The following is a 22795-nucleotide window of genomic DNA, read 5'->3' on the forward strand; positions in this document are numbered from 1 at the left end:
AAAAGGACTTAGCCCTGTACAATACAGAACTAAATCCTTTGCTTAAATTAATTGTCTAACTTTTTGGGGTCAGTACACTCTGGGATGAGATGTTATCCTTTTTGATTTAAAAACTATTGTAAATTAACCTTATTTCTCAAGATGTAGTAGGTTCCGAGATAAAAGATAGCTATGAAAATGAGTTCTTTAAAAATGTCCGTACTTGCTCCCATATAGAAATTATCATTAAATCCTGCAAGTGAATTGACATAGAAGTTCGCACTGGTATTGAAGAAGACTTCAATAAAGCCAATGACGATTTTGATCCCAATGTAGGCTACAACAGCGAGTGCTGTGCGGTATTCGTTGAAAAGTTGTCCAATGGAAATAGCCAAGTAGATGCAGAGGATACTGGAAATGGTATTTAGTAGGAGAGATAACCCTACAAGAGAGAGTTGAGGAAGGTATGCTCCTACAAGTGGGAACCAGTCATAATGTGACATCCAATCTGGAACCGTTATAGTCACAATAAGAAAAGCACTTAGAACCAGTACAGCCGAGCTAAGTATAGACCAGATGAAGGCTCCGACTAATTTAGCAGTGATGATATAGTGCTCAGAAACTGGCAAGGTCAAAGTCAGATAGCCTTGTCGGTCATAGACACTACCTTTGAAGCGTTTGATAATCAAGAAAATGGTTGAAATCCCAAGTGTAATTATCAAGCCACCAAAGACGAGAGCCAGAAAGATAAATAGGAAAGGTTGGCTATCTTTGAAAGATATATAATTATAGTAGTGTCCTTGCATTCCTAGGGGGACTGAAAGGACTAGCACGGCTGCGTAGAGGGCTAAATACCACTTGTTAACATTTTTAAATTCGTAGCGAACTAAATTCCAAAACATAAATAATCTCCTTTGCTTAGGCCTTAAATTCCTGACGGAAGAGTTGGTCAATGGATTCACCTGATTCATAGCGAATATCATCTACATTTCCTTGACGAACGACTTTTCCATCCTTAAGGAAGACAATTTCATCCAAGATTGGCTCGATATCAGAAATCAAGTGGGTAGAAATCAAAACGGTAGAAGTTGGGGAGTAGTTGTTGATAATGGTATTGAGGATATACTCACGGGCTGCTGGGTCCACCCCACCAATGGGTTCGTCCAAAACGTAGAGACGAGCATCACGGCTCATAACCAAAATTAGTTGGACCTTTTCCTTGTTCCCTTTTGATAATTTCTTGAGACGACTATTTTCATCAATACCCAGGTCTGCAAGTAGATGATGGGCACGTTCAAGATTGAAATCTTTATAGAAGGTCTTGAAGTAGGTTAGGGCTTCTTTGACCTTCATTTGCTCATTGAGATAGGTCGTATCCGGCAAATAAGCTACGATAGCCTTGGTTGCTGGGCTTGGGTCCATGTCGTTGATAAGGACGCGTCCTTGGTCTGGTTGTAAGAGGCCATTGATTAGTTTAATCAAGGTTGTTTTTCCTGAGCCGTTTGGTCCAAGGAGACCAACAATTTTTCCAGCTGGGATGTCAAGGGAAACATTTTCAAGGGCTGGGGTTGCTCCATAAGATTTGGATACATTTTCAAATGCTAGTAATGACATAGGCTTAAACTCCTTTAATATAATCGCCGACTACGCCTGGTAGTTCTTCTTTTTCATAGCCAAAATGGGTCATGGAGGAAACGAAGTGTTCCAATTCTTCTTCCGATAATTGTTTGCGTGATTGGGCGATTAGCTCCTTATCCTCAGTCACAAATCGTCCAGTTGTTCGCTTGCTGTAGACAAATCCTTCTCGTTCAAGGTCTGACAAGGCTCTTTGGATGGTGTTTGGATTGACACCGGCCTCGCTAGCTAGCTCTCTCACGGTTGGAAGTTGTTGATTGGGTTCCAGTGTATGGGAAACAATCTGAAGCTTGATTTTCTCCATGATCTGTAAATAAATGGGTTTTTTGTTGTCAAATGTCCAGGACATCTTGGTCTCCTTTCTTTTATCCTTTTGTCTTAATTAAATAATACAACAAAACAAAAAACTTGTCAAGCAAAAAGAAGAATTGTTTTGGGAATCGTTTAAAAAATGGTATAATGAAAAGAAAACGATAAGGAGGGGAAGGATGCGTTGTCCAAAATGTGGGGCTACCAAGTCAAGTGTTATCGATAGTCGCCAAGCAGAAGAAGGGAACACTATTCGTAGAAGACGTGAGTGCGATGAATGCCAGCACCGTTTTACAACCTACGAACGGGTAGAAGAAAGAACCTTAGTGGTTGTTAAAAAAGATGGCACGCGGGAACAATTCTCCAGAGATAAAATCTTTAATGGGATTATCCGCTCAGCCCAGAAACGTCCTGTGTCAAGTGATGAAATCAACATGGTAGTCAATCGTATCGAACAGAAACTCCGTGGTCGAAATGAAAATGAAATTCAAAGTGAGGACATTGGTTCACTCGTCATGGAGGAGTTGGCTGAGTTAGATGAGATTACCTATGTGCGTTTTGCCAGTGTCTATCGTAGTTTTAAGGATGTTAGTGAGTTAGAGAGTCTGCTCCAACAAATCACTCAGTCCTCTAAAAAGAAAAAGGAAAGATAAATGAAGCCAATTGACCGTTTTTCTTATCTAAAGAATAATCGGGTGTCGCAAGATGCCTCATCTCTGGTACAGTGCTACCTCCCGATTATCGGTCAGGAGGCACTGAGCCTTTATCTTTATACGATTAGTTTTTGGGATAATGGCAGAAAAGAATACCTCTTTTCAAGTATTCTCAATCATCTCAACTTTGGGATGGACAGACTTTTAAAATCCTTGAAAATTCTATCTGCTTTCAATCTCTTGACACTCTATCAAAAGGGGGACGCTTATCAGCTAGCTATCCATGCCCCTCTCTCGAGTCAGGACTTCTTAGAACATCCTGTTTATCGCAGACTTTTGGAGAAAAAAATTGGCGATGCAGCTGTGGAGGATTTGAAACTTGAAAGTGCTGACGGTGAAGAAATCTCTGTCTCGCTCAATCAAGTCTTTCCAGACTTAGCAGAACTAGGAAATCAAGAAGACCTTAGTCTCAAGAAGAAAGTGGCCAACGATTTTGACTTGGACCATTTTCGTCAACTTATGGCTCGAGATGGGCTTCGTTTTGCGGATGAGCAGTCCGATGTCTTGAACCTCTTTGCCATTGCCGAGGAAAAGAAATGGACCTGGTTTGAGACCTATCAGTTGGCCAAGTCAACAGCTGTTTCCCAGGTTATTTCAACCAAGCGTATGCGGGAAAAAATTGCTCAAAAACCTGTTTCCTCTGACTTTAGTCCTAAGGAAGCAACCATTATCAAGGAAGCAAAAAGCAAAACTGCTCTGCAGTTCTTGGCAGAAATCAAGCAAACACGTAAGGCAAGTATTACCCAAACAGAAAGAGAACTTTTGCAACAGATGGCTGGCTTGGCCTTACTGGACGAAGTCATCAATATTATTCTCTTATTGACCTTTAATAAGGTAGATTCTGCAAACATCAATGAGAAATATGCCATGAAGGTAGCCAATGACTATGCCTATCAAAAGATACATTCGGCAGAAGAGGCAGTTCTTCGGATTCGTGAGAGAGGACAGAATAGTCAGGCTCAAAAAAGTAGTAAACCCAGTCCTACCAAGTCCAATGTACCCAAGTGGAGCAATCCAGATTATAAGAATGAAACCAGCGAGGAAACTCGTCTGGAACTAGAACGTAAGAAACAAGAACTATTAGCTCGATTAGAAAAAGGAGGAGATTAGATGGAAAGTGTCGGAGACGTACTCAAGCGTCAACCTAGCCGTTTTCATTATCAAGATTTGGTCCAGAAAATCATGAAGGACCCTGATGTTGCGGCCTTTATCCAGCAAGAAACCCTCAGCCCAGAGGAATTGAATCGCAGTATCTCCAAGTTTAATCAGTACATCACCGAGCGTGACAAATTTCTCCGTGGGGATACGGATTATATTGCCAAAGGCTACAAGCCGATTTTGGTTATGAATCATGGCTATGCGGATGTTTCTTACGAAGAAACTCCTGAACTAATCGCGGCGGAAAAAGAAGCGGCTATTAAGAACCGTCTCAAGTTAATCAATCTGCCAGCCAGTCTCAAGCAAGCTAGTTTGGCTCAAGTAGATTTGGATGATTTGGGTCGCTTGCCAGTTTTTGAAAAGTTATTAGCCTTCGTGGAGCAATATCCAGCTATTCGAAAAGGTCTTTACTTGTATGGAGATTTTGGTGTGGGAAAAAGTTTCATGGTGGCTGCCTTAGCCCATGATTTATCAGAAAAACGTGGTGTTTCATCCACTCTTCTCCACTATCCTAGCTTTGTCATTGATGTCAAAAATGCTATCGGTGATGGCAATGTCAAGACCTTGGTAGATGAGCTTAAACTGTCTGAAGTCCTGATTTTAGATGATATTGGTGCCGAGCAATCAACAGCTTGGGTGCGTGATGAAATCCTGCAAGTCATTCTTCAATATCGAATGCAGGAAAATTTACCGACCTTTTTCACCTCCAACTTCAACTTTGAAGATTTGGAGTTGCATTTCGCTAAAGGGAAACATGGAAATGACGAAACCTGGGAAGCCAGACGGGTCATGGAACGCATCCGTTATTTGGCTGAGGAGACTCGTTTAGAAGGAGTAAACCGTCGATGACAGAAATAATCAAATTAATGAAGGCTCATACTTCAGTGCGCAGGTTTAAAGAGCAAGCCCTTCCTCAGGAAGACTTGACTGAAATCCTGACAGCAGCCCAGATGGCCTCGTCTTGGAAGAATTTTCAATCCTACTCTGTGATTGTGGTACGAAGTCAAGAGAAGAAGGATGCCTTGTATGAATTGGTACCTCAAGAAGCCATTCGCCAGTCAGCTGTTTTCCTTCTCTTTGTCGGAGATTTGAACCGAGCAGAAAAGGGAGCCCAGCTTCATACCGATTCATTCCAACCCCAAGGTGTGGAAGGTCTCTTGATTAGTTCGGTCGATGCGGCTCTTGCTGGACAGAATGCCCTGCTGGCAGCTGAAAGCTTGGGCTATGGTGGTGTCATTATTGGCTTGGTGCGTTACAAGTCAGAAGAAGTGGCAGAGCTTTTTAACCTGCCTGACTACACCTATCCTGTCTTTGGTATGGCACTAGGAATACCAAATGAAGAACATGAAGTCAAACCTCGCTTGCCATTGAATCAGGTGGTATTTGAGGAAGAATATCAGGAACAAACAGTTGATGTGATTGAGGCTTATGACCGTGTACAGGCTGACTATGCTGGAGCGCGTGCGACCACAAGCTGGAGTCAGCGTCTAGCAGAACAGTTTGGTCAAGCTGAACCAAGCTCAACTAGAAAAAATCTTGAACAGAAGAAGTTATTGTAGAAAGTGAGAAATTATGGCCCTACCAACTATTGCCATTGTAGGACGTCCCAATGTTGGGAAATCAACCCTATTTAATCGGATCGCTGGTGAGCGAATCTCCATTGTAGAAGATGTCGAAGGAGTAACACGTGACCGTATCTATGCAACGGGTGAGTGGCTCAATCGTTCGTTTAGCATGATTGATACAGGAGGAATCGATGATGTCGATGCTCCTTTCATGGAACAAATCAAGCACCAGGCAGAAATTGCCATGGAAGAAGCCGATGTTATCGTCTTTGTCGTGTCTGGTAAGGAAGGAATTACCGATGCGGACGAATATGTAGCCCGTAAGCTTTATAAGACCCACAAACCAGTTATCCTCGCAGTGAACAAGGTGGACAACCCTGAGATGCGAAATGATATCTATGATTTCTATGCTCTTGGTTTGGGTGAACCATTGCCTATCTCATCTGTCCATGGTATCGGTACAGGGGATGTGCTAGATGCCATCGTAGAAAATCTTCCAAATGAATATGAGGAAGAAAATCCAGATGTCATTAAGTTTAGTTTGATTGGTCGTCCAAACGTTGGAAAGTCAAGTTTGATCAATGCTATCTTGGGAGAAGACCGTGTCATTGCTAGTCCTGTTGCTGGAACAACGCGTGACGCTATTGATACCCACTTTACAGATACAGATGGTCAAGAGTTTACCATGATTGATACGGCTGGTATGCGTAAATCTGGTAAGGTTTATGAAAATACTGAGAAATACTCAGTCATGCGTGCCATGCGTGCTATTGACCGTTCAGATGTGGTCTTGATGGTCATCAATGCGGAAGAAGGTATTCGTGAATACGATAAGCGTATTGCAGGATTTGCCCATGAAGCTGGTAAAGGGATGATTATCGTGGTCAACAAGTGGGATACACTTGAAAAAGACAACCATACTATGAAAAACTGGGAAGAAGATATCCGTGAGCAGTTCCAATACCTGCCTTACGCACCGATTATCTTTGTATCCGCCTTGACCAAGCAACGTCTCCACAAACTTCCTGAGATGATCAAGCAAATCAGTGAAAGTCAAAATACACGTATCCCATCAGCTGTCTTGAACGATGTGATTATGGATGCCATTGCCATCAACCCAACACCGACAGACAAAGGAAAACGTCTTAAGATTTTCTATGCGACTCAAGTGGCAACTAAACCACCAACCTTTGTTATCTTTGTCAACGAAGAAGAACTCATGCACTTTTCTTACCTGCGTTTCTTGGAAAATCAAATCCGCAAGGCCTTTGTCTTTGAAGGAACACCAATCCATCTCATCGCAAGAAAACGCAAATAAAAAAGTAGAATCTGGAATGACATTTCCAGATTTTTTTGATAGAATGAAATTGAAGAAAACGCTATCAAAAAGAGGTGCCTCTGATGGAACATTTGTTTAAATTCTTACTTTTAGCACCGTACTTTTATTTTGATAACTGGATTGAAAAGGCCAACAGAAATAGTAAATTTTTCCCGATTTTTTACTATTTTTACTGGGTTTACATCCCCCTCTATTCTCTTTTTAGCCTTGCTTGTACAGTTGTTTCAGTTCTGTTTTTCAATATCGTCTTGAGAAATGTGACAGATATCAAGTTATGGGGCATTTGGTTTCTTTTTATTCTGCTAGCTATTGGTCTGAATTGGTTAACTTATTCCTGTTTCAAAAAAATGTTTCGCCTGAGACGGGAACTAGGGAAGTCTAAAGCGGGGAGACATTGATTTATATTGGTAATAACATTTAATAGAACGAAACTAAAGAAAACAATTTCAAAGAGGAGGTGGCGATGATGAAACTGTCCTTTAATTGGTATCATTTGATACTCTTATTTCCTTGTTTTTATTTTTTCTATTGGATAGACAATGCTGACAGAAACAGTAAAATTTTCCCCATCTTCTACTATTTTTACTGGATTTATATTTCCCTTTTAGCTCTGCTTAGCATGGATATGACAATTTTTTCATTCTTATTTTTCCCTTTTGTTCTAAATCATGTATCAGATGCTAGTGATTGGGGTGTTTGGTTTCTTTTGATAGTCTTATCTCTAGGCAGCGACTGGTTAGACTATATCTTTTTCAAAAAAATGTTTCGATTGAGACGGGAACTAGGGAAATCTAAAGCGGGGAGACATTGATTTATATGGTTTTTGTTGATAGGAGGTAGCTTATGGCACATCTAAAATCATTTATTACACGCTATTCTAAGGTTTATATTGGTTTAGTTCTGCTGATCTGGCTGGCTTTCTTCTTTGTTCCTTGGGATAAACCAGTTCTGGGAATATCTATCAATCTCTTAATCATGCAGAAAGTTTTACTAGTTTTTGGAATTCTGTCGATTTTGATGGCCTTGCTGTCCAAGAAAGTCAGTCTCTTTGTTTTTGGACTTATCTGTTGTCTTTCTTTTTGGATAAATCTATTTATCCTATTTGCTATTTTGCCGATTTTTGGAAATTAAAGTATTATAAAAATCAGAGAGGTTAGCTTAGAAACTAGCCTCTTTTTCCTTTTCAAAATGGGTATTCTTCCTTGAAAATAATCAGTAATTGTGCTAAAATTAAAAGAACATTCTAAAAAAATCGGAATTTAAAGTAAGGAAAAACATGGCTAATATTTTAAAAACAATTATCGAAAATGATAAAGGAGAAATCCGTCGTCTGGAAAAGATGGCTGACAAGGTTTTCAAATACGAAGACCAAATGGCTGCTTTGACTGACGACCAACTAAAAGCAAAAACAGTTGAATTTAAAGAACGTTATCAAAATGGAGAATCACTGGATTCATTACTTTATGAAGCATTTGCGGTTGTCCGTGAAGGTGCTAAACGTGTCCTAGGTCTATTCCCATATAAGGTTCAGGTCATGGGGGGAATCGTTCTTCACCATGGTGACGTGCCAGAAATGCGTACAGGGGAAGGGAAAACCTTGACTGCGACCATGCCAGTCTACCTCAATGCCCTTTCAGGTAAAGGGGTCCACGTAGTTACGGTTAACGAATACCTGTCCGAACGTGACGCGACTGAGATGGGTGAATTGTACTCATGGCTTGGTTTGTCAGTAGGGATTAACTTGGCTGCTAAATCTCCAATGGAGAAAAAAGAAGCCTATGAGTGTGATATTACTTACTCAACCAACTCAGAAATCGGATTTGACTACCTTCGTGACAACATGGTCGTCCGCGCTGAAAACATGGTACAACGTCCGCTTAACTATGCCTTGGTCGATGAGGTTGACTCAATCTTGATTGACGAGGCGCGTACACCTTTGATCGTATCAGGTGCTAACGCTGTTGAAACCAGCCAGTTGTATCACATGGCAGACCACTATGTAAAATCTTTGGACAAAGACGACTACATCATCGATGTGCAGTCTAAGACTATTGGTCTGTCTGATTCAGGGATTGACAAGGCTGAAAGCTACTTCAAACTTGAAAATCTCTATGACATCGAAAACGTAGCTCTGACTCACTTTATCGATAACGCCCTTCGTGCCAACTACATCATGCTTCTCGATATTGACTATGTGGTGAGCGAAGAGCAAGAAATTCTGATCGTCGACCAATTTACGGGTCGTACTATGGAAGGTCGTCGTTATTCTGATGGATTGCACCAAGCCATTGAAGCTAAAGAAGGTGTGCCAATTCAGGATGAAACCAAGACATCTGCCTCAATCACTTACCAAAACCTTTTCCGTATGTACAAGAAATTGTCTGGAATGACGGGTACAGGTAAGACTGAGGAAGAAGAATTCCGTGAAATTTACAACATTCGTGTTATTCCAATCCCAACAAACCGTCCTGTTCAGCGTATTGACCATCCAGACTTACTTTTTGCTAGTATTGAAGCTAAGTTTAAGGCGGTTGTCGAAGACGTTAAGTCTCGTTACCAAAAAGGTCAGCCTGTCTTGGTTGGTACAGTTGCGGTTGAAACCAGTGACTACATTTCTAAGAAATTAGTCGCAGCTGGAGTTCCTCACGAAGTCTTGAATGCTAAGAACCACTATAAAGAAGCCCAAATCATTATGAATGCTGGTCAACGTGGTGCTGTTACCATTGCGACTAACATGGCCGGTCGTGGTACCGACATCAAGCTTGGTGAAGGGGTTCGCGAATTAGGTGGACTTTGTGTGATTGGTACAGAACGTCATGAAAGCCGTCGTATCGATAACCAGCTTCGTGGACGTTCAGGTCGTCAAGGAGACCCAGGTGAGTCACAATTCTACCTCTCTCTTGAAGATGATTTGATGAAACGTTTTGGTTCTGAACGTCTGAAAGGTGTCTTCGAACGTCTCAATATGTCTGATGAAGCTATTGAGTCTCGTATGTTGACGCGTCAGGTTGAAGCAGCACAAAAACGTGTCGAAGGAAATAACTACGATACCCGTAAACAAGTCCTTCAATACGATGATGTCATGCGTGAACAACGTGAGATTATCTATGCTCAACGTTACGACGTTATCACTGCAGATCGTGACTTGGCACCTGAAATTCACTCTATGATCAAACGCACGATTGGTCGTGTCGTTGATGGTCATGCGCGTGCCAAACAAGATGAAAAACTGGAAGCAATTTTGAACTTTGCTAAGTACAACTTACTTCCAGAAGATTCTATTACTATGGAAGACTTGTCGGGCTTGTCTGACAAGGCCATCAAGGAAGAGCTCTTCCAACGTGCCTTGCAAGTTTACGATAGTCAGGTTTCAAAACTACGCGATGAAGAAGCAGTTAAAGAATTCCAAAAAGTTTTGATTCTACGAGTGGTAGATAACAAGTGGACAGATCATATCGATGCCCTTGATCAATTGCGTAACGCGGTTGGACTTCGTGGCTATGCTCAGAACAACCCTGTTGTTGAGTATCAGGCAGAAGGTTTCCGTATGTTTAATGACATGATTGGTTCGATTGAGTTTGATGTGACACGTTTGATGATGAAAGCACAAATTCATGAACAAGAAAGACCACAAGCAGAACACCATATCAGTACAACAGCGACTCGCAATATCGCTGCCCACCAAGCAAATATGCCAGAAGATTTGGATTTGAGCCAGATTGGACGGAATGAACTTTGCCCATGTGGTTCTGGTAAGAAGTTTAAAAACTGTCACGGTAAAAGACAATAAAATGAGATAGTTTAGAGGCGGATACCTTGTGAAAAGTAAATTTTTACTTGGTATCCGTTTGCTTTATAAGGAGATGAGTTATGGTATTTACAGCAAAAAGTCCTAAAATTAATATTGAAGAAGTTCGTGCCTTATCAAAATTAGAAGGCCAAGCTTTGGAGAAAAAATCACAGCGCGATCAAGAGCTAGAAGCCATTATACGTGGAGATGACCAGCGAGTTCTCTTGGTAATCGGGCCATGCTCATCTGACAATGAAGAAGCTGTTCTTGAGTACGCTAAGCGTTTGGCAGTCCTACAAGAAGAAGTAGCAGACCGTATCTTTATGGTTATGCGTGTTTATACTGCCAAACCTCGTACTAACGGAGATGGCTATAAGGGCTTGATTCACCAGCCTAACACAGCAGAAGCCCCTAGCCTCATCAACGGAATCAAAGCTGTTCGCCATCTTCACTATCGTGTCATCACGGAAACAGGTATGACGACAGCTGATGAAATGCTTTATCCTGAAAATCTTCCGCTTGTAGATGATTTGATTTCCTACATGGCAGTTGGTGCCCGTTCAGTTGAAGACCAGCAACACCGCTTTGTGGCCAGTGGGGCAGATTTTGCGACTGGTTTTAAAAATCCAACCTCTGGAAATCTCAATGTTATGTTTAATGGGATTTATGCTGCTCAAAACAAACAAAGTTTCCTTTTCCTAGGAAAAGAAGTGGAAACAACTGGGAACCCGCTTTCGCACGCCATTCTTCGCGGAGCGATTAATGAGTATGGTAAGAATATTCCTAACTACTACTATGATAATTTGATGGATACCATTGCTCAATATGAGAAAATGGGCTTGGAAAATCCATTTATCATTGTGGACACCAATCATGACAACTCTGGCAAGCAATATATGGATCAGATTCGAATTGTCCGCCAGACCTTGATTAATCGTGATTGGAATGAAAAGATCAAGCAGTACGTTCGTGGCTTTATGATTGAGTCTTATCTAGAAAACGGCCGTCAAAACGAACCGGAAGTATTTGGCAAGTCTATCACAGACCCTTGTCTAGGCTGGGAAAATACGGAAGCCCTTGTCAGAGAAATCTACCAAACGCTAGGAGAATAAGATGGCATTTATTGAAAAAGGTCAAGAAATCGATATTGAAGCAATCAAGGCAGAAACCCAATTGTCTGCGGAAGCCCTGCGACTAAAGGAGCGTCGTGATAGAGAATTGGCAGACATTATTTCAGGAGAAGATGATAGAATTCTTTTGGTGATTGGTCCTTGCTCGTCTGACAATGAAGAGGCTGTCTTGGAATATGCCCGCCGTTTATCCACTTTGCAGAAGAAGGTGGCGGACAAGATTTTCATGGTTATGCGTGTTTATACAGCTAAACCACGCACCAACGGAGACGGCTATAAAGGTTTGGTTCATCAGCCAGATACTTCTAAGGCTCCAAGCCTGATTAACGGCTTGCAGGCTGTGCGCCAGTTGCACTACCGCGTGATTACAGAGACAGGTTTGACAACGGCAGATGAGATGCTTTATCCGTCAAATCTGGTCTTGGTGGATGACTTGGTCAGCTACCATGCTGTGGGGGCCCGTTCTGTGGAAGACCAAGAGCACCGCTTTGTGGCTTCAGGGATTGATGCACCAGTCGGGATGAAAAATCCAACTTCTGGAAATCTTGGGGTTATGTTTAATGGCATCTATGCTGCTCAGAACAAACAGACCTTCCTCTTCCATGGCCAAGAAGTTGAGACTTCAGGAAATCCCTTGGCTCACGTTATCCTTCGTGGCGCAGTCAATGAATATGGAAAAAATGAGCCTAATTTTTACTATGAAACCTTGCTAAATGCCATTGAACGTTATGAGACAATGGGACTTGAAAATCCTTTTATCCTCATCGACACCAATCATGATAATTCAGGCAAGCAATATATGGAGCAGATTCGAATTGTTCGCCAGACCTTGCAGAATCGTGATTGGAATGAGAAGATTAAAAAGACGGTTCGAGGCTTTATGATTGAATCTTACCTAGCAGATGGTCGCCAAAACCAACCAGAGGTCTTTGGTTGCTCTATTACCGATCCTTGCTTGGGTTGGGAAAATACAGAGGCCTTGGTAGAAGAAATCTATGCTACCTTGACAAAATAAGTGAAAAGGATGGAGTTGGGGGAATCTCAACTCCTTTTGATAAGAATGATAGTTGGACATGGAATTGACATCGAAGAATTAGCTTCGATAGAAAGCGTAGTTACACGACATGAAGGCTTTGCCAAGCGCGTGCTGACCGCTAAGGAAATGGAACGGTTTAACAGTCTTAAAGGGCGCAGACAAATCGAATATTTGGCTGGTCGCTGGTCGGCTAAAGAAGCCTTTTCCAAGGCTATGGGAACTGGTATTGGCAAGCTCGGTTTTCAAGATTTGGAAGTCTTGAACAATGAACGCGGGGCGCCTTATTTTAGTCAGGCACCATTTTTAGGAAAGATTTGGCTGTCTATCAGCCATACAGATCAGTTTGTGACAGCCAGTGTCATTTTGGAGGAAAATCATGAAAGCTAGTCCACATAGACCAACCAAGGCTCTGATTCATCTGGGAGCTATTCGACAAAATATTCAGCAAATGGGGGCTCATATCCCTCAAGGAACGCTCAAATTTGCAGTAGTCAAGGCCAATGCCTATGGTCATGGAGCTGTTGCCGTTGCGACGGCTATTCAAGATGATGTTGATGGCTTTTGCGTTTCCAATATTGATGAAGCCATTGAACTCAGACAGGCTGGACTCAGCAAGAAAATCCTTATTTTAGGAGTTTCTGAAATCGAAGCTGTTTCTCTTGCTAAAGAATACGACATCACCTTGACTGTGGCTGGACTGGAGTGGATTCAAGCACTCTTAGATAAGGAAGCGGACCTAACTGGATTGACAGTCCACCTCAAGATTGATTCAGGAATGGGACGGATTGGTTTTAGAGAGGCCGGTGAGGCTGAGCAGTCTCAAGTTTTGCTCCAACAACACGGTGCTCGTGTTGAAGGAATTTTTACCCACTTTGCTACTGCAGACGAGGAATCAGATGACTACTTTACTGCCCAGTTAGAACGGTTTAAAACTATTTTGGCCAGTATGAAAGGTCTTCCAGACTTGGTTCATGCTAGCAATTCGGCAACGACTCTTTGGCATGCAGAGACTATTTTCAATGCGGTCCGTATGGGAGATGCTATGTATGGTCTTAACCCTAGCGGAGAAGTCTTGGACTTGCCCTATGACTTGAAACCAGCCTTGACCTTGGAATCTGCTCTGGTTCATGTCAAGACAGTTTCAGCTGGAGCTTGCATGGGCTATGGAGCGACCTATCAGGCAGATAGTGAGCAAGTCATCGCGACGGTACCAATTGGCTATGCAGATGGATGGACACGAGACATGCAGAATTTTTCTGTATTGGTAGATGGACAATCTTGCCCAATCGTTGGACGAGTATCTATGGACCAGATTACCATTCGTCTGCCTAAGGTTTATCCGCTGGGAACCAAAGTAACCTTGATTGGTTCTAACGGGGGCAAGGAAATCACAGCAACTCAGGTAGCGACTTACCGTGGAACCATTAACTACGAGGTGGTTTGTCTTCTCAGCGACCGCATTCCGAGAGAATATTATTAGAAAAGAAAGGAGTGGAGCATGAATCTACATCAACCCTTGCATGTCTTACCTGGTGTGGGACCAAAGTCAGCAGAGAAGTACGCCAAACTAGGAATTGAAAACTTGCAAGACCTCTTGCTCTACTTTCCTTTCCGTTATGAAGACTTTAAAACCAAGCAGGTTCTGGAGCTAGAAGACGGTGAAAAGGCTGTTCTATCTGGTCAGGTAGTGACTCCAGCCAGTGTCCAGTATTATGGTTTCAAGCGTAATCGCTTGCGTTTTAGCCTTAAGCAGGGAGAAGTTGTTTTTGCGGTGCATTTCTTTAACCAGCCCTATCTAGCTGATAAAATAGAGTTGGGAGCAACCCTTGCTGTTTTTGGAAAATGGGACCGCGCCAAGGCTAGTCTGACAGGGATGAAGGTCCTAGCTCAGGTGGAAGATGACCTCCAACCTGTTTATCGCTTGGCTCAGGGAATCAGTCAGGCCAGTCTGGTCAAGGTTATTAAGACGGCTTTTGATCAGGGATTGGACCTCTTGATTGAGGAAAATCTTCCTCAGTCTTTGCTGGACAAATACAAACTCATGTCCCGTTGTCAGGCAGTCCGAGCTATGCATTTTCCAAAGGATTTGGGAGAATACAAGCAGGCCCTTCGCCGTATCAAGTTTGAGGAACTCTTTTATTTCCAAATGCAATTGCAAACGCTCAAATCTGAAAATAGAGTTCAGGGAAGCGGTCTGGTTCTGGACTGGTCTCAGGAAAAAGTGTCAGCTGTTAAAGAAAGTCTGCCATTTGCCCTGACTCAAGCTCAAGAAAAGAGTTTACAGGAAATTTTGACCGACATGAAGTCGGACCACCACATGAATCGTCTCCTACAAGGGGATGTGGGGAGCGGAAAAACAGTAGTTGCTGGCTTGGCTATGTTTGCGGCGGTGACAGCTGGTTATCAGGCTGCCCTAATGGTACCAACAGAAATCCTTGCAGAGCAACACTTTGAGAGTTTGAAGAGTCTCTTCCCAGACTTGAAACTGGCTCTCTTAACAGGTTCCTTAAAAGCTGCAGAAAAAAGAGAAGTCTTGGAGACCATTGCCAAGGGTGAGGCCGACTTTATTATCGGAACTCATGCTTTGATACAAGATGGAGTGGATTATGCTCGTCTTGGCTTGATTATCATCGATGAGCAGCACCGTTTTGGTGTGGGGCAAAGGCGTATTTTACGGGAAAAAGGGGACAATCCTGACGTTCTCATGATGACGGCAACTCCTATTCCACGGACGCTGGCTATCACAGCCTTTGGCGATATGGATGTTTCCATTATCGACCAGATGCCAGCAGGGAGGAAGCCTATTGTGACGCGCTGGATCAAACATGAGCAACTACCTCAGGTCTTGACTTGGTTAGAGGGAGAAATCCAAAAAGGTTCTCAAGCCTATGTTATCTCTCCCTTGATTGAAGAATCAGAAGCTCTGGATTTGAAAAATGCCATTGCCTTATCTGAGGAGTTGACGACTCATTTTGCTGGCAAGGCTGAGGTTGCTCTGCTACATGGTAAGATGAAGAGTGACGAAAAAGACCAGATTATGCAGGAGTTCAAAGAGCGAAAAACAGATATTCTGGTTTCGACGACAGTTATCGAGGTCGGGGTTAATGTTCCCAATGCGACTGTCATGATTATCATGGATGCCGATCGCTTTGGTCTCAGCCAGCTTCACCAGCTCAGGGGTCGTGTCGGTCGGGGAGATAAGCAATCCTATGCTGTTCTCGCTGCCAATCCTAAGACGGATTCTGGGAAGGACCGCATGCGCATCATGACAGAAACCACCAATGGTTTTGTCCTTGCGGAGGAAGATTTGAAAATGAGGGGTTCTGGTGAGATTTTTGGAACCAGACAGTCAGGTCTTCCAGAGTTCCAAGTGGCTGATATTATCGAAGATTTTCCGATTTTAGAAGAAGCCAGAAAGGTTGCTAGCTACATTAGTTCTATAGAATGCTGGCAAGAGGATCCGGAATGGCGCATGATTGCCCTTCATATGGAAAAGAAAGAACATTTAGATTAATACTCTTCGAAAATCAAATTCAAACCACGTTAACTTCGCCTTGCCGTACTCAAGTACAGCCTGCGGCTAGTTTCCTAGTTTGCTCTTTGATTTTCATTGAGTATAAGCTTTCTATAAGGAAATCTTAAGCTAGCTTTTAGGTTTGACCCTTATACTAGAGTCATCAAAAAGAAACGAGGACTCTCACATGACCGTAACGATTAAAGTAAATTACCAAACCACTTTCCAAAAGAAAGAAGCGACAAAATAAGATTAAGCAGAAGAAGAAAGAGTGAAATGCACTTTTTTCGTTTTTAAAACTACAATTTATTGAATCTAAAATAGTACACTACAGATTCTAAAACATTTCTAGAAATTAATTTGACTTTCCTAATTTCTTTGTTCATATCTTATTTCAATACACTATATCTTACTGTTTCAGAGCCCACATCTAGCATAACTAAAAAAGATTCTTCCATCTATCACGGAAAAATCTGTCATTGATTTACTGATTTATAAAAACTCCAACCACGGTTTACGAACCTCGTCTTTGATGGTTTCTCTGTATTTTTTTAATTCCAAGAACTCCATCTTGACCAGATGATTTTCTGACCGTTAGTGCTGGTCTTACAACAATGCCTCAAACTCAGCGACGGTCATGCCCAATTGCTCACTCGCAAATTCGGAAGTTAAAACATGTTGGCGTACTAAATCTAGAAAGGTAAAGATTTTCCCACGCTCTAGACCTTGTTCAACTCCCTCTGCTCTAGCAGTTTCCAAAGCATAGTCCTGTGCTAACAATGCTTGTTCTTCTCGCATACGTAGTTGACTAAACATTTTCCTATCCTCCTCAGACCAGCTCTTGTAGTCTAGCAGTTGGTCTGCCTGACTGATGGCTCGCTCGGGTGCTTGGGTAAAGGGTTTGTTCCCAAAAAACTCCAACCATGGCTTGCGAATGCTATCTTTGCTGGTTTCTCTGTATTTTTTAAGTTCCAAGAACGCCATCTTAACCAGATGGTTTTTCTGACCATTAGTGCTGGTCTTACAACAAGGCCTCAAACTCAGCGACGGTCATGCCCAATTGCTCACTCGCAAATTCGGAAGTTAAAACATGTTGGCGTACTAAATCTAGAAAGGTAAAGATTTTCCCACGCTCTAGACCTTGTTCAACTCCCTCTGCTCGGCCTTGTTCAACTCCCTCTGCTCTAGCAGTTTCCAAGGCATAGTCCTGTGCTAACAAGGCTTGTTCTTCTCTCATACGTAGTTGACTAAACATTTTCCTGTCCTCCTCGGACCAGCTCTTATAGTCTAGCAGTTGGTCTGCCTGGCTAATAGCTCGCTCGGGTTGCTGGGTAAAGGGTTTGTTCCCAAAAAACTCTAGCCATGGTTTGCGAATGCTATCTTTGCTGGTTTCTCTGTATTTTTTAAGTTCCAAGAACGCCATCTTAACCAGATGGTTTTCTTGTCCATTATTTGTGATAGTTAATACCTCACCTGTCGTGTCCTCTCGCATGCTAAAGCTATGAAAAGCTAAATCATCTTGGAAATAATTGCTATCCACAATTGCGATAGCATATACTGGTGCGATGTGTTTGTAGCTCTGGTGTGTATCACCTTCACGTTGGCGAATTTTTTCAAGATTTTGATTGACCTGACTGCATAAGTAAGCCCACAGGCGATTGATGAAAAAATTCTGATGATGCACCTGAATCTCAATGATTACTTGAGTTCCATTATCCAACTCCGCCAAGACATCTATACTGGTATAGAAATCCTGCGCCGAGTACGGAAGGGAAGGTAAGACATGAATATTACTCCCCTCCAAAATGGTTACATTTTTGGCTGGTAAATCCAGCATATCGCGAATAAATTGACAAGTGATTTCCGGATTGCTAAAAATCTTCTTAGCAACCAAGTCATTGGTCGGGCTGATGCCCGGATGTCTGAGAATCATTCTTCCTCTCCTTTCATTATAGCACATTTTTAAATCTAGGTTTACTAGATTCTCTGCCACTACTTACTTATTTATTCGGAAAAGAGAGGATAAATGAAATAGTAAATAAAAAATAAGAACAGAGGATAAGCAATAAATGTTAAGCTTATCTGTATTCCCCGCTTATCTGATAATAAATGAGATCCGCAACATGACCTTTTCTCTCCACCCCATTTGCAACAGTCTTTAGATAGGACATCCCTGCCTTCTCCATCACACGGCCTGAAGCTAGGTTGAGACTGGCATATCGATCTTTGACTTTTTGAAATCCTGCTTGAGTAAAACAAAAGTCCAACACAGCTTTTAAGGCCTCTGTCATAAGACCACGCCCCCAATAGTTTTTCCTAAAACATAGCCAATTTCACAACTTAAATCTTCCTCGTGCATTTCAACGATGCTGATATCTCCTATCACTTGTTCTGGGTTTTCTTTGAGGCAAATGTCCCATTTGTAATAGTTAGGATTAGCATAGGAAGCAACCCAATTACGAATCGAGTTTCGAGTGACCTCAACATCAGGATGCGGATCCCAGGTGACGTAGGTTAGATTCTCAGCAGACGAAGCCCAATTTTGAAACATAGCTTCTGCATCACTCTCCACAAATCTTCTCAAAATCAAACGTTCTGTCTGTAACATTTGCGTACCGATTGCTTTCATGATGTTACCTCGCTTTCTGATAAATGATTCTCTGTCCAATCGCCATTGAAACTATAGTATATCGAGATAAGCTGTAGACAAATCAACTGGGACATTCACATTAATTTCTAAAAATACTTTAGAAGTTAATTGGTACTATTCTAGATTCAATTGATTATACTTTCTGTCAGTAGGTTTGAAGAAAGGAAATCTAAAATCTCTTTCTATTTACCCTTCTTTCTTGCATTGCTTTTCTAGATATGCTAGAGTGGTGGTAGCGATTACAAAAAAGGAGCATGCTATGAAAAATCCAGCTTTATTAGAAGAAATTAAGACCTATCTAGGAAGGGACGAGGTTCCAGAAGACTTTGATGCTTTTTGGGATGAGGAAGTGAAAAAAGTTTCCAATCTTCCAGCTTATCAGTTGGAGGAAAGGAATTTCCACATTCCTCAAGTAAAGTGCTATGAGTTAACGTTTGAAGGAAGCAATGAAGGCAAGGTTTATGCACGAGTCGTTCTTCCAAAGAGTGAGGAGAAGGTTCCGATAATCTTCCATTTCCATGGTTATATGGGACGTGGCTGGGACTGGGCCGACATGCTGGCCTATACAGTGTCTGGTTACGGTGTTGTCTCCATGGACGTTCGGGGCCAGTCAGGTTATTCGCAAGACGGTTTGCGTTCTCCTCTAGGAAATACGGTTAAGGGACATATTATCCGTGGGGCTGTGGAAGGTCGGGAGCATCTCTTTTATAAGGATGTTTATTTGGACATTTACCAGTTGGTTGAAATTATTGCTAGTCTGCCTCAGGTTGATGAGAAGCGTCTTTCTAGCTATGGTGCCTCACAAGGAGGGGCTCTAGCCTTGGTTGCGGCGGCGCTCAATCCTCAAATTGAGAAAACTGTTGCCATCTATCCTTTCTTGTCAGACTTCAGACGAGTGCTTGAGATTGGCAATACCAGTGAAGCTTATGACGAACTTTTTCGATATTTCAAGTTTCACGATCCCTTCCATGAAACTGAGGAAGACATCATGGCGACCCTTGCTTATATCGATGTGAAAAATCTTGCCCATCGTATCAAGGGTAAGGTTAAGATGATTACGGGCTTGGACGATGATGTTTGCTACCCTATTACCCAGTTTGCGATTTACAACCGCCTGACTTGCGACAAGGCCTATCGCATCATGCCTGAGTATGCCCACGAAGCCATGAATGTCTTTGTCAATGACCAAGTCTACAACTGGCTGTGTGGTAGTGAGATTCCTTTTAAGTATGTAAAATGATAAATGAGAGAGCCCAGTAGCTCTCTTTTTTGTAGTTTAATAAAAATGATTTAAAATAGATGACTCTCTGAAACTACTTTCAGAAACAGCTGTTCTATAAAATACTTTTGAAACTGAAATCTATTCTATCACAAAGTATTGAAAGCGCTTAATAAATGATATATAATGACCTCATAAGAACAAGGAAAAGGAGGAAAGAGGATGCCACAGATTACTAAAGAAGCCTTGATTGCAAAAATCAAAGATGGAATCATCGTTTCTTGTCAGGCCCTTCCTCACGAACCGCTTTATACAGAAGCGGGAGGAGTCATTCCCTTGCTGGTCAAAGCGGCTGAGCAAGGTGGAGCAGTCGGTATCCGAGCAAATAGTGTTCGCGATATCAAGGAAATCAAGGAGGTTACCAACCTTCCAATCATTGGGATAATAAAACGAGATTATCCACCGCAAGAACCCTTTATCACTGCCACTATGAAAGAAGTTGATGAATTGGCAGAACTTGATATAGAGGTAATTGCTCTGGATTGTACTAAGCGTGAACGCTACGATGGTTTGGAGATTCAAGACTTTATTCGTCAGGTTAAGGAAAAATACCCTAACCAGCTCTTGATGGCTGATACAAGTACTTTCGAAGAAGGATTGGCAGCCGTTGAAGCAGGGATTGACTTTGTCGGAACAACTTTATCAGGATACACATCTTACAGTCCAAAAGTGGATGGTCCAGATTTTGAATTGATCAAAAAACTTTGTGATGCCGGCGTAGATGTTATTGCAGAAGGGAAAATTCATACACCAGAACAAGCCAAACAAATCCTTGGATATGGAGTGCGAGGCATCGTTGTAGGTGGCGCCATTACTAGACCAAAAGAGATTACAGAACGCTTTGTTGCTGGTCTTAAATAAAAAATAAAGAAAGGGGGATTGAGTATGATTATTACTAAAATCAGTCGTTTAGGAACTTATGTGAAAGTAAATCCACATTTTGCAACATTAATAGATTTTCTAGAAAAAACAGGACTAGAAAATTTAACAGAAGGTCCGATTGATATCGATGGTGATCGATTATTTGGTAATTGCTTTACTTATCTAGCAGACGGTCAAGCAGGAGCCTTCTTTGAAACTCACCAAAAATATTTGGATATTCATTTAGTTTTGGAAAACGAAGAAGCCATGGCTGTTACATCGCCAGAAAATGTAAGCGTTACCCAAAAATATGATGAAGAAAAAGATATTGAATTATACACAGGAGAAGTGGAACAGTTAGTTCATTTGAGAGCTGGTGAATGCCTTATCACTTTTCCAGAAGATTTACATCAACCCAAGGTTCGTATAAATGATGAACCTGTTAAAAAAGTTGTCTTTAAAGTTGCGATTTCTTAATGTAGAAAGGGAAGAACAATGAAAAAAATGAGAAAGTTTTTATGTCTAGCTGGAGTTGCGCTAGCAGCCGTTGCCTTGGTAGCTTGTTCAGGAAAGAAAGAAACTACAGCTGACACTGAACCACCGACAGAATTATCTGGTGAGATTACAATGTGGCACTCCTTTACTCAAGGACCACGTTTGGAAAGTATTCAAAAATCAGCAGATGCTTTTATGCAAAAGCATCCAAAAACGAAAATCAAGATTGAAACATTCTCTTGGAATGACTTCTATACTAAATGGACTACAGGTTTAGCAAATGGAAATGTGCCAGATATCAGTACGGCTCTTCCTAACCAAGTAATGGAAATGGTCAACTCAGATGCTTTGGTTCCGCTAAACGATTCTATCAAGCGTATTGGACAGGATAAATTTAACGAAACTGCCTTAAATGAAGCAAAAATCGGAGATGATTACTACTCTGTTCCTCTTTATTCACATGCACAAGTCATGTGGGTTAGAACAGATTTGTTAAAAGAACATAATATTGAGGTTCCTAAAACTTGGGATCAACTCTATGAAGCTTCTAAAAAATTGAAAGAAGCTGGAGTTTATGGCTTGTCTGTTCCGTTTGGAACAAATGACTTAATGGCAACACGTTTCTTGAACTTCTACGTACGTAGTGGTGGTGGAAGTCTCTTAACAAAAGATCTTAAAGCAGATTTGACAAGTCAACTTGCTCAAGATGGTATTAAATACTGGGTTAAAATGTATAAAGAAATTTCACCTCAAGATTCTTTGAACTTTAATGTCCTTCAACAAGCTACCTTGTTCTATCAAGGAAAAACAGCATTTGACTTTAACTCTGGCTTCCATATTGGAGGAATTAATGCCAACAGTCCTCAATTGATTGATTCGATTGATGCCTATCCTATTCCAAAAATCAAAGAATCTGATAAAGACCAAGGAATTGAAACATCAAACATTCCAATGGTTGTTTGGAAAAATTCAAAACATCCAGAAGTTGCTAAAGCATTCTTGGAATCACTTTACAATGAAGAAGACTATATTAAATTCCTTGATTCAACTCCAGTAGGTATGTTGCCAACTATTAAGGGAATTAGCGATTCTGCAGCCTATAAAGAAAATGAAACTCGTAAGAAATTTAAACATGCTGAAGAAGTAATTACTGAAGCTGTTAAAAAAGGTACTGCTATTGGTTATGAAAATGGACCAAGTGTACAAGCTGGTATGTTGACTAACCAACACATTATTGAACAAATGTTCCAAGATATCATTTCAAATGGAACAGATCCTATGAAAGCAGCAAAAGAAGCAGAAAAACAACTAAACGATTTATTTGAGGCTGCTCAGTAGATGT

22 protein-coding genes and 2 pseudogenes are annotated in these 22795 nt (G+C 41.6%); 18 read left to right on the top strand and 6 right to left on the bottom strand.

Annotated elements, in window-relative coordinates; all coding sequences use genetic code 11:
• Nucleotides 1–113: 113 nt before the first annotated feature.
• The 3 genes from M1G12_RS05850 to M1G12_RS05860 are packed head-to-tail and all read right to left on the bottom strand — an operon-like array spanning nt 114 to nt 1963.
• Nucleotides 114–881 carry a hypothetical protein gene (locus M1G12_RS05850; protein WP_173267191.1) on the bottom strand — a complete coding sequence of 256 codons (768 nt, stop codon included), beginning with the start codon at nt 879–881 and terminating at the stop codon, nt 114–116.
• Nucleotides 882–897: 16 nt separating this feature from the next.
• A complete protein-coding gene (locus tag M1G12_RS05855; RefSeq protein ID WP_000054197.1) occupies nt 898–1593 on the bottom strand; it encodes an ABC transporter ATP-binding protein in 696 nt (231 codons plus the stop codon).
• A 4-nt stretch (nt 1594–1597) separates the two neighbouring features.
• Nucleotides 1598–1963, bottom strand: a complete 366-nt coding sequence (locus M1G12_RS05860) for a GntR family transcriptional regulator (protein WP_000119149.1) — start codon at nt 1961–1963, stop codon at nt 1598–1600.
• A gap of 139 nt (nt 1964–2102) precedes the next feature.
• Between M1G12_RS05860 and nrdR the strand changes: the two genes are divergently transcribed.
• From nrdR to recG, 14 genes are all read left to right on the top strand, one after another.
• The gene (gene nrdR / locus M1G12_RS05865) at nt 2103–2576 is read left to right on the top strand and encodes a transcriptional regulator NrdR (protein ID WP_001203672.1); all 474 of its coding nucleotides are present in this window, start codon (nt 2103–2105) and stop codon (nt 2574–2576) included.
• Nucleotides 2577–3746 carry a replication initiation and membrane attachment family protein gene (locus tag M1G12_RS05870; protein ID WP_247949545.1) on the top strand — a complete coding sequence of 390 codons (1170 nt, stop codon included), beginning with the start codon at nt 2577–2579 and terminating at the stop codon, nt 3744–3746.
• A complete protein-coding gene (gene dnaI, locus M1G12_RS05875) occupies nt 3747–4643 on the top strand; it encodes a primosomal protein DnaI (protein ID WP_247949546.1) in 897 nt (298 codons plus the stop codon).
• Nucleotides 4640–5353 carry an NADPH-dependent oxidoreductase gene (locus M1G12_RS05880; protein ID WP_247949547.1) on the top strand — a complete coding sequence of 238 codons (714 nt, stop codon included), beginning with the start codon at nt 4640–4642 and terminating at the stop codon, nt 5351–5353. The genes dnaI and M1G12_RS05880 overlap by 4 nt, the downstream gene beginning before the upstream one ends.
• Nucleotides 5354–5366: 13 nt before the next feature.
• Nucleotides 5367–6677, top strand: coding sequence for a ribosome biogenesis GTPase Der (gene der / locus M1G12_RS05885; RefSeq protein ID WP_001207696.1), 1311 nt, complete (start codon nt 5367–5369; stop codon nt 6675–6677).
• Nucleotides 6678–6760: 83 nt separating this feature from the next.
• Complete coding sequence (locus M1G12_RS05890) at nt 6761–7096, top strand: hypothetical protein (RefSeq protein ID WP_247949548.1); 336 nt, start codon at nt 6761–6763, stop codon at nt 7094–7096.
• Nucleotides 7097–7161: 65 nt separating this feature from the next.
• The gene (locus tag M1G12_RS05895) at nt 7162–7509 is read left to right on the top strand and encodes a hypothetical protein (RefSeq protein WP_247949549.1); all 348 of its coding nucleotides are present in this window, start codon (nt 7162–7164) and stop codon (nt 7507–7509) included.
• 32 nt (nt 7510–7541) lie between these two features.
• Nucleotides 7542–7829 (top strand): hypothetical protein, encoded by a 288-nt coding sequence (locus M1G12_RS05900; RefSeq protein WP_191962401.1) that lies wholly within the window; start codon nt 7542–7544, stop codon nt 7827–7829.
• Nucleotides 7830–7974: 145 nt separating this feature from the next.
• Nucleotides 7975–10488, top strand: a complete 2514-nt coding sequence (gene secA / locus M1G12_RS05905) for a preprotein translocase subunit SecA (RefSeq protein WP_084864614.1) — start codon at nt 7975–7977, stop codon at nt 10486–10488.
• Nucleotides 10489–10568: 80 nt separating this feature from the next.
• Nucleotides 10569–11600, top strand: a complete 1032-nt coding sequence (locus M1G12_RS05910) for a 3-deoxy-7-phosphoheptulonate synthase (RefSeq protein WP_247949550.1) — start codon at nt 10569–10571, stop codon at nt 11598–11600.
• A 1-nt stretch (nt 11601) separates the two neighbouring features.
• The gene (locus tag M1G12_RS05915) at nt 11602–12633 is read left to right on the top strand and encodes a 3-deoxy-7-phosphoheptulonate synthase (RefSeq protein WP_247949551.1); all 1032 of its coding nucleotides are present in this window, start codon (nt 11602–11604) and stop codon (nt 12631–12633) included.
• A 9-nt stretch (nt 12634–12642) separates the two neighbouring features.
• Nucleotides 12643–13041, top strand: coding sequence for a holo-ACP synthase (acpS, locus tag M1G12_RS05920; protein ID WP_247949552.1), 399 nt, complete (start codon nt 12643–12645; stop codon nt 13039–13041).
• The gene (alr, locus tag M1G12_RS05925) at nt 13031–14134 is read left to right on the top strand and encodes an alanine racemase (protein ID WP_247949553.1); all 1104 of its coding nucleotides are present in this window, start codon (nt 13031–13033) and stop codon (nt 14132–14134) included. Before acpS ends, alr begins: the two co-directional genes overlap by 11 nt.
• An 18-nt stretch (nt 14135–14152) precedes the next feature.
• Entirely contained in the window at nt 14153–16168 is a 2016-nt protein-coding gene (recG, locus tag M1G12_RS05930; protein ID WP_247949554.1) for an ATP-dependent DNA helicase RecG, read from the top strand.
• Nucleotides 16169–16774: 606 nt separating this feature from the next.
• Here the strand turns inward: recG and M1G12_RS05935 are convergent.
• The 3 genes and pseudogenes from M1G12_RS05935 to M1G12_RS05945 form a co-directional block, all read right to left on the bottom strand.
• Nucleotides 16775–17185 (bottom strand): annotated as a pseudogene (locus M1G12_RS05935) (Rpn family recombination-promoting nuclease/putative transposase); the annotation flags it as partial.
• 4 nt (nt 17186–17189) lie between these two features.
• Nucleotides 17190–18101 carry an Rpn family recombination-promoting nuclease/putative transposase gene (locus M1G12_RS05940; RefSeq protein WP_078238166.1) on the bottom strand — a complete coding sequence of 304 codons (912 nt, stop codon included), beginning with the start codon at nt 18099–18101 and terminating at the stop codon, nt 17190–17192.
• Between the two features lie 145 nt (nt 18102–18246).
• Nucleotides 18247–18797, bottom strand: a pseudogene (locus M1G12_RS05945) (GNAT family N-acetyltransferase).
• 280 nt (nt 18798–19077) lie between these two features.
• Between M1G12_RS05945 and M1G12_RS05950 the strand changes: the two are divergent.
• The 4 genes from M1G12_RS05950 to M1G12_RS05965 all read left to right on the top strand — a co-directional run bounded on the left by M1G12_RS05950 (nt 19078) and on the right by M1G12_RS05965 (nt 22791).
• Nucleotides 19078–20058, top strand: a complete 981-nt coding sequence (locus tag M1G12_RS05950) for an acetylxylan esterase (RefSeq protein WP_049546539.1) — start codon at nt 19078–19080, stop codon at nt 20056–20058.
• 201 nt (nt 20059–20259) lie between these two features.
• Nucleotides 20260–20958 carry an N-acetylmannosamine-6-phosphate 2-epimerase gene (locus M1G12_RS05955; RefSeq protein WP_247939516.1) on the top strand — a complete coding sequence of 233 codons (699 nt, stop codon included), beginning with the start codon at nt 20260–20262 and terminating at the stop codon, nt 20956–20958.
• 24 nt (nt 20959–20982) lie between these two features.
• On the top strand, nt 20983–21435 hold the full coding sequence (locus tag M1G12_RS05960) for a YhcH/YjgK/YiaL family protein (RefSeq protein ID WP_000587482.1): 453 nt from the start codon (nt 20983–20985) through the stop codon (nt 21433–21435).
• A gap of 18 nt (nt 21436–21453) precedes the next feature.
• Nucleotides 21454–22791 carry an ABC transporter substrate-binding protein gene (locus M1G12_RS05965; protein ID WP_020903252.1) on the top strand — a complete coding sequence of 446 codons (1338 nt, stop codon included), beginning with the start codon at nt 21454–21456 and terminating at the stop codon, nt 22789–22791.
• Nucleotides 22792–22795: the final 4 nt, after the last annotated feature.

The sequence above is a fragment of the Streptococcus mitis genome (genome assembly GCF_023110375.1).
Taxonomy (GTDB): domain Bacteria; phylum Bacillota; class Bacilli; order Lactobacillales; family Streptococcaceae; genus Streptococcus; species Streptococcus mitis_CI.

Excerpts from the sequence above, each read along its gene's own strand:
- M1G12_RS05850 (WP_173267191.1), bottom strand. The coding sequence starts at position 881 with ATGTTTTGGAATTTAGTTCGCTACGAATTTAAAAATGTTAACAAGTGG.
- M1G12_RS05855 (WP_000054197.1), bottom strand. The coding sequence starts at position 1,593 with ATGTCATTACTAGCATTTGAAAATGTATCCAAATCTTATGGAGCAACC.
- M1G12_RS05860 (WP_000119149.1), bottom strand. The coding sequence starts at position 1,963 with ATGTCCTGGACATTTGACAACAAAAAACCCATTTATTTACAGATCATG.
- M1G12_RS05955 (WP_247939516.1), top strand. The coding sequence starts at position 20,260 with ATGCCACAGATTACTAAAGAAGCCTTGATTGCAAAAATCAAAGATGGA.
- der (WP_001207696.1), top strand. The coding sequence starts at position 5,367 with ATGGCCCTACCAACTATTGCCATTGTAGGACGTCCCAATGTTGGGAAA.
- M1G12_RS05880 (WP_247949547.1), top strand. The coding sequence starts at position 4,640 with ATGACAGAAATAATCAAATTAATGAAGGCTCATACTTCAGTGCGCAGG.
- nrdR (WP_001203672.1), top strand. The coding sequence starts at position 2,103 with ATGCGTTGTCCAAAATGTGGGGCTACCAAGTCAAGTGTTATCGATAGT.
- M1G12_RS05950 (WP_049546539.1), top strand. The coding sequence starts at position 19,078 with ATGAAAAATCCAGCTTTATTAGAAGAAATTAAGACCTATCTAGGAAGG.
- M1G12_RS05965 (WP_020903252.1), top strand. The coding sequence starts at position 21,454 with ATGAAAAAAATGAGAAAGTTTTTATGTCTAGCTGGAGTTGCGCTAGCA.
- M1G12_RS05895 (WP_247949549.1), top strand. The coding sequence starts at position 7,162 with ATGATGAAACTGTCCTTTAATTGGTATCATTTGATACTCTTATTTCCT.
- recG (WP_247949554.1), top strand. The coding sequence starts at position 14,153 with ATGAATCTACATCAACCCTTGCATGTCTTACCTGGTGTGGGACCAAAG.
- M1G12_RS05910 (WP_247949550.1), top strand. The coding sequence starts at position 10,569 with ATGGTATTTACAGCAAAAAGTCCTAAAATTAATATTGAAGAAGTTCGT.
- M1G12_RS05870 (WP_247949545.1), top strand. The coding sequence starts at position 2,577 with ATGAAGCCAATTGACCGTTTTTCTTATCTAAAGAATAATCGGGTGTCG.
- M1G12_RS05915 (WP_247949551.1), top strand. The coding sequence starts at position 11,602 with ATGGCATTTATTGAAAAAGGTCAAGAAATCGATATTGAAGCAATCAAG.
- M1G12_RS05960 (WP_000587482.1), top strand. The coding sequence starts at position 20,983 with ATGATTATTACTAAAATCAGTCGTTTAGGAACTTATGTGAAAGTAAAT.
- M1G12_RS05900 (WP_191962401.1), top strand. The coding sequence starts at position 7,542 with ATGGCACATCTAAAATCATTTATTACACGCTATTCTAAGGTTTATATT.
- dnaI (WP_247949546.1), top strand. The coding sequence starts at position 3,747 with ATGGAAAGTGTCGGAGACGTACTCAAGCGTCAACCTAGCCGTTTTCAT.
- secA (WP_084864614.1), top strand. The coding sequence starts at position 7,975 with ATGGCTAATATTTTAAAAACAATTATCGAAAATGATAAAGGAGAAATC.
- M1G12_RS05890 (WP_247949548.1), top strand. The coding sequence starts at position 6,761 with ATGGAACATTTGTTTAAATTCTTACTTTTAGCACCGTACTTTTATTTT.
- alr (WP_247949553.1), top strand. The coding sequence starts at position 13,031 with ATGAAAGCTAGTCCACATAGACCAACCAAGGCTCTGATTCATCTGGGA.
- acpS (WP_247949552.1), top strand. The coding sequence starts at position 12,643 with ATGGAGTTGGGGGAATCTCAACTCCTTTTGATAAGAATGATAGTTGGA.
- M1G12_RS05940 (WP_078238166.1), bottom strand. The coding sequence starts at position 18,101 with ATGATTCTCAGACATCCGGGCATCAGCCCGACCAATGACTTGGTTGCT.